The sequence below is a fragment of the Romboutsia weinsteinii genome, assembly GCF_002250835.2.
Lineage (GTDB): Bacteria > Bacillota > Clostridia > Peptostreptococcales > Peptostreptococcaceae > Romboutsia_A > Romboutsia_A weinsteinii.
This window is the reverse complement of sequence record NZ_NOJY02000097.1, coordinates 1-6,362: the sequence shown is the minus strand read 5'-3', so window position 1 is coordinate 6,362 and position 6,362 is coordinate 1. Positions and strand designations below refer to the sequence as shown.

The following is a 6,362-nucleotide window of genomic DNA, read 5'->3' as shown; positions in this document are numbered from 1 at the left end:
AAGTGCAGTAATGTATGTAGCTTATCGATACTAATAGGTCGAGGACTTGACCAATATATATATTTGAGCAACGGGATAAATATGAATGAATATGAATATTTAGACGTTGGCGAAATGAATGTCATGAATTTTAAATGTTTGCAGTTTTTAGAGTATTAACTCTAAATAACTTAATAGAAATATTAAGCATAAGAGATTATGTGGTTACAATAGCAGAGAGGATACACCTGTTCCCATTCCGAACACAGAAGTTAAGCTCTCTAGCGCTGATGGTACTTGGTGGGCAACTGCCTGGGAGAGTAAGACGTAGCCACGTAATCTTTTTTATTGCAACAAAAAATGATAAAATATAAGAAGCTACACAGCCTATATAAATTAGGTGTGTAGCTTTTTGTATTAGGAAATTTTTGTGCCTATTTATTTGTGGCTCTTATATCACTTTCAGACATATTGTATATTCTGTAAATATTAATTTTTACTTCTATTTTACTTTCTAGTAATTGATAATTAGTATTTTATCTGAATCTGTAGAATTAATTTCTAAAGAATTATTATTTTCATCAAGAATCATTTCGTTGAAGTTAGGATTATATCTTTCGAAGAGTTGCTTACTTCTAAAATTCTTTACCCCAGCCTCTTGCCATATTATATTTATATATTGTCTATCTTTATCTAATACAACACGTACTGGAACATGTTTATCCAATATAACTTTATTGTTTAATTTTGAGACAACTTTTATACCTACATCAAATTCACTACACTCAAAATCATGAATTTCATGAAATGATTTTAATGAATCCAAACTATCTGATAATGTCTTTCCTTTTAATTTTCCCATGATGAATCCTCCTACTATAGTTTAATCTCTTCTCTTTTCAAGTATTTTCATAAATATTTATTACTTAGTTTTCTATTATAACATTTAAAATAAATAATAGGGGATATTAAAGTTTCATTTTTATACAAATAATTTTCTTTATCTCTCATAGTACAAATTGTGTGTGTTTTTGAAAAATGGGTCATAAGTAACTATATACTAGTAACACCGATGATTATAATGTTTTTAAAATATACGCATTGGTGTTTTTCTAAATTTCAAATCCCATTTGAACAGAACTTTAAATCCTTCAGAGCGTTGGAAATACTGTATCAATTTTAAAATCCGCATTTATCCCATATAGAACTATTTTTGAATTTAAATTAATGTTATAATTAAATTAAAATTTTAAATTTAACGATTACCCATATAAAATAAAATTAAACAAAAAAATACAAAAAATAAGTTTTTTTATTGACTTAATAAAGCTTTTCCTATATTATTGAGTTAAGGACATATTAATGACATGTCTTTAACTTATGTATAATACGTATAGAATTGTATTAGGAGGAATTATAATGGAGAGTTTGAAAACGATATTTGAAGCAGATTATTTAAAAATGGCAAATCACCCTTTTATGTGGTTAGCAGCAGGATTGGCAGTAGCGGTTGTTATAGTTCAATCAATAGTATTCTTTAGGAAATCGGTAGTAGCGGCTAAAGAAATGGGTATCAAGGATACACAAGTTAAGGCAGCTATAAAAAGTAGTGCTATATCATCAATAGGACCATCAATAGTTATATTAGTAGGTATGATATCTTTATTAGTTTCAATGGGTGGACCAATATCTTGGATGAGATTATCATTCATAGGTTCTGTAAACTATGAGCTTATGGCAGCAGGATTTGGTGCTGAAGCAATGGGTGCAAAATTAGGAGCTGGTATGGATCCTATGGTATTTGCAACAGCTGTATGGGTAATGGTTTTAGGTTCATTAGGTTGGTTAATATTCACATTATTATTCACTGATAAAATGGATAAAGTTAATCACTTATTATCAAATGGTAATCAAAAATTAGTTCCAATAATATCTGCTTGTGCAATGTTAGGGGCATTTGCTTACTTAGCATCAGGTAACTTCATTACAGGAGAAGGTTCAGTTACATTTACTTCACCAGCAGCATTAGCAACAATAATAGGTTGTGGTGTTATGATGATATTATCTAAGATAGCAAAAGATAAAAATATCCAGTGGATAAAAGAATGGGCTTTATCTATATCAATGTTCTCTGGAATGATAATAGGTACAGTATTACTTAATTTAATGTAATCTAAGGAGGAAAAATAAATGAGTAACAATAATTACTATTTAACAAAATATATCCCAAGCATAACAAAATGGGGTAAAGGAACTTTACTATTAGGAATAATATTATGTTTTGGTCCAATATTCGTAGTATCAGGAATATTTGGATATATGCCTCCTATTGCAGCGATAATAGCAGGAACAATTTCACAAATAAGTGTAAGTGGTGCATTCTATGTAGTTGAACCAATAGCTTACTTCCCGATACTTGGTATACCAGGTACATATATGACATTTATATCAGGAAATACATCAAACATGAGAGTTCCTTGTGCTATGGTAGCTCAAGAAGCTGCAGGTGTTGAAGCTGGAACAGAAAAAGGATCAGTAATATCAACTATAGGAATAGCTGTATCTATAATTGTAAATATAATAATATTATCTTTAGGTGTAGTATTTGGGCAAGCAATATTAGCTGTACTACCTCCACAAATAACGGCTGCATTTGATTTAATATTACCAGCATTATTTGGTGCTGTATTTGGTCAGTTTGCAATAATGAAGCCAAAGTTTGCAATAGTTGCAGCATTAATAGCTGTACCAATGAACTTCTTATTAAAGAATGGTGTATTTGATTTCTTCCCAGGATCAGGAAGTCCATCATACTTAGTTATTTTAACTGCAGTATTTGGTACTATATTAATAGGTAAAAAAATAAACGAAAAAGAAGAAAAGAAGGCTGCTCAAAACGCGGCATAATATAAAATGGCTGCATTTAATTATGCAGCTATTCTTTTAAATATTAATATAAAATAAGGAGAGATTATTATGTTATCTAGAGAAAGATTAGTTGAGAATTTTATAGAAATGGTCAAAGTAGATAGTCCATCAAACCAAGAAGCAGAAATGGCTAAGTGGCTAGTTGAGTACTTAGAATCAAGAGGGATAGAAGCTATGATTGACGATGCTGGACAGAAATCAGGAGGAAATACTGGTAATGTTATAGCGCATATAAAAGGTCAAGATAGCGAAAATCCAATATGTTTTGCAGCACATATGGACCAAGTGGCACCATGTTTAGGTGTTAAGCCTGTAATAGATGGTAATATAATAAAGACTGATGGTACTACAACTTTAGGTGCAGATGATAAAGCTGGTATAGCTGCAATATTAGAAGCATTAGAGTGTGTGATGGAAGATAAGATACCTCATAGAGATATCTATCTATTATTTACTGCTTGTGAAGAAGCAGGAATGCTTGGGGCTAAAAACTTTGATCCTAAAAATCTTCCTTGTAAAGATGTTGTTATACTAGATGCAGGAGGAGCTACAGGAGTTATAGCATATAAAGCTCCAGCTCAAGAAAATATAAATGTTACTTTCTATGGTAAAAAAGCTCATGCAGGGATAGAACCTGAAAAAGGAATAAATGCTATAGTTGCAGCATCTAATGCAATAAGCGCTATGCATATAGGAAGAATAGATGAAATGACTACTTCTAATATAGGAAGAATAGAGGGTGGAGGAGCTACAAATATAGTAACTGATGAAGTTAGCTTTACTGCTGAAATAAGATCTCATATACCAGAAAGATTGGCTGAAGAGATAGAACATATGAAGTCTTGTTGTGAAACTGCAGCAGCTAATATGAATACTACTTGTAAATTTGAACATGTAAATGCTTATCCAAGCTTCGAACTAAGCAAAGATAGCTCTGTATTTAAGTTAACTGAAGAAGCAACAAGAAAAGTTGGTATAGAACCAATACCAATGATAATAGGTGGTGGAAGTGATGCTAATATAATGGCAAATCATGGATACCAAAGTGCTATAATAAGTTTAGGAATGTATGATGTTCATACAGTTAATGAATATGTAAATGTAGATGAATTATATGATGCGACTAAGATAGTTTATCATATGATGGCTTTATAGATAGGAAGGTAGTAAGATGGAAATAAAAGAATTAAAGAAATTATGTTTAGAAGAAATAGATAAAAATAGAGATAAAATTATAGAAGCTGGAAGGAAGATATATACTACTCCAGAATTAGGATACAAAGAAGTAGAAACAACTAAAACTGCAGTTGAGTTTTTAAAAAGTTTAGATGTCGATGTTGTAGAGAATATAGCGGTTACGGGATGTATGACAACTATAAACTCGGATAAACAAGGTCCAAAAGTAGCGGTAATAGGTGAACTTGATTCTGTAGTTTGTCCAGAACACAAGGACTCAAATGAAATAGGTAATGTACACTGTTGTGGACATAATGTTCAAATGGGTGGAATGCTTGGATGTGCTCTTGGCATAATAAATTCTGGTGTTTATAAATATCTAGATGGAAAAATAAATTTCATGGCAGTTCCTGCTGAAGAGTGTATAGATTTAGAATTTAGAAAATCATTACAAGATAGCAATCAAATAAAATATTTTGGTGGAAAACAAGAGCTAGTACATAGAGGTACTTTTGATGATGTTGATATGTGCATGATGTTCCATGCTTTAAACTTTGAGAATGATAAAAACTGTGTTATAAACTCATATACAAATGGATTTATAGCTAAATCAATAACATTTGTGGGTAAATCATCTCATGCAGGTATAACTCCTAACTTAGGAATAAATGCTTATGTTATGTCTACACTTGCCACTAATAATATAAATGCTCAAAGAGAAACGTTTAAAGATGAAGATAAAGTTAGAATAAGTACGATAATAAATCATGGTGGAGACGTTGTAAATGTTGTTCCTTCAAAGGTAACTATGGAAGCAATGGTTAGAGCTGCTACTGTAGAAGCTATGACTGACGCAAATAAAAAGGTAAATAGATCTTTAAATGCAGCAGCTATGGCACTTGGAGGAAAGGTTATTATAGAAGATTCTATAGGTTTCTTACCTTTAGCAACTAATATAGACATGGGAAGTATATTTAAGGAAAACTTTATAGAGCTTATGGATGGTGATGATACTAGAATAGAAGAAACGCTAGTATCTGCAGGTTCAACCGATTTTGGAGATATGTCTCAATTAATGCCTTGCTTACATCCTTGGATAGGAGGAGTATCAGGGGCGCTACATACCAAAGACTATACAATGAGTGATGAAGAACTAGCTTATATAGTTCCTGCTAAGGCTATGGCGATGACTTTAATTGATTTGCTTTATGATGATTCTAAAAAAGCTAAGGAAATAATAGAAGAGTTTAAGCCAAGTTTTACTAAAGAAAGCTACCTAAATTTTATGGATGAAAATACTGATACACATGTATTTGATTACACTATATAATAGAAATACATTATATTAAAGCAAAACAAAAAAGCTATGGAGAGTAGAAATTGAATTCTATTTTTCATAGCTTTTTATTATAATATTAAAATTTTAGTATTAGAATAAAATTTCTACTAAATTTTTAGGTCTTCCTCCACCAGAGCTAGTTTCCTTTGCATATATTCGACCTAAATCTGATGAAATAATTTTATTAAGAATACGTCTTGCACTTCTTTCACTTATATCTAAATAATTAGCCAATTCTTTTGTATCGTATATTTTACTTTTTCTAGTTTCACTTATAGCCATTAATTTTGATATTGATTCACAGCTAAGACCTGTTTTCTCAGAAATATCTATTATATTTTCATCAGAGGATACTAAAGGGTAATTTAAAATATCTGCTGACCCTAAAGGTCCTTTAATATTATCATTTTCATCAACTGAGAAAATATCAAATTCTTTTGAATCAATGTGCTTATTTAAAGCTTTATAGGCATTAGTTTCTGCTTGATAAGCAGTTATGCCTATTCCTATACCTACATTTAGAGCGAACCCTATTGATTTTATATCTTTTTGTAATTTAAATAATTGCTTGTAATTGAGATCGTGATCTACAGCACCTTTGTGAGCAAATACAACATATTCGTTGCGTCCAAATGAGAATAGAGACCCTTGTATATTTCTTACATAGTCTACTATTATTTTATCAGCTTCTGATTTTTTTATCATGTTAGAATAGTAATTTTCTTTTGTATCTTTATCATCTATAAATCTTAAAATTTCTACAGCTATTTGAGAGTGTTGAGCTCTATTTAATGCAGTTTCTGTTTTTAACTTTTCATAACTAACCCTTATCTGAGGGATAGTTGGCTGTAAATGAAATACAGGATATCCCCTTCTTTTTAGTTCGCTGTATACTGCGCAAAAAGATGTAAGAATTGTATCTACTTTCTTATCTTCAAAT

6 protein-coding genes and 1 rRNA gene are annotated in these 6,362 nt (G+C 30.8%); 5 read left to right on the top strand and 2 right to left on the bottom strand.

Annotated features, from left to right (window positions below; genetic code table 11):
* The first annotated feature begins 199 nt into the window (after positions 1-199).
* A 5S ribosomal RNA gene (gene rrf, locus CHL78_RS19335) occupies positions 200-316 on the top strand.
* 177 nt (positions 317-493) lie between these two features.
* Here rrf and CHL78_RS19330 read toward each other — a convergent pair.
* The gene (locus tag CHL78_RS19330) at positions 494-841 is read right to left on the bottom strand and encodes a hypothetical protein (protein WP_094367315.1); all 348 of its coding nucleotides are present in this window, start codon (positions 839-841) and stop codon (positions 494-496) included.
* Positions 842-1,398: 557 nt separating this feature from the next.
* On the opposite strand from CHL78_RS19330, the gene CHL78_RS19325 reads away from it, so the two are divergent.
* From CHL78_RS19325 to CHL78_RS19310, 4 genes are all read left to right on the top strand, one after another.
* Positions 1,399-2,151 (top strand): DUF5058 family protein, encoded by a 753-nt coding sequence (locus tag CHL78_RS19325; protein ID WP_243446488.1) that lies wholly within the window; start codon positions 1,399-1,401, stop codon positions 2,149-2,151.
* Positions 2,152-2,169: 18 nt separating this feature from the next.
* Positions 2,170-2,886 carry a hypothetical protein gene (locus CHL78_RS19320; protein ID WP_094367317.1) on the top strand — a complete coding sequence of 239 codons (717 nt, stop codon included), beginning with the start codon at positions 2,170-2,172 and terminating at the stop codon, positions 2,884-2,886.
* Positions 2,887-2,955: 69 nt separating this feature from the next.
* Complete coding sequence (locus CHL78_RS19315; RefSeq protein WP_094367318.1) at positions 2,956-4,062, top strand: M20/M25/M40 family metallo-hydrolase; 1,107 nt, start codon at positions 2,956-2,958, stop codon at positions 4,060-4,062.
* Between the two features lie 16 nt (positions 4,063-4,078).
* Positions 4,079-5,413, top strand: coding sequence for an amidohydrolase (locus CHL78_RS19310; RefSeq protein WP_094367319.1), 1,335 nt, complete (start codon positions 4,079-4,081; stop codon positions 5,411-5,413).
* 99 nt (positions 5,414-5,512) lie between these two features.
* Here CHL78_RS19310 and CHL78_RS20900 read toward each other — a convergent pair.
* Positions 5,513-6,362, bottom strand: an 850-nt coding sequence (locus CHL78_RS20900) for a transcriptional regulator (protein ID WP_116041728.1), incomplete at its 5' end; no start/stop codon positions are given.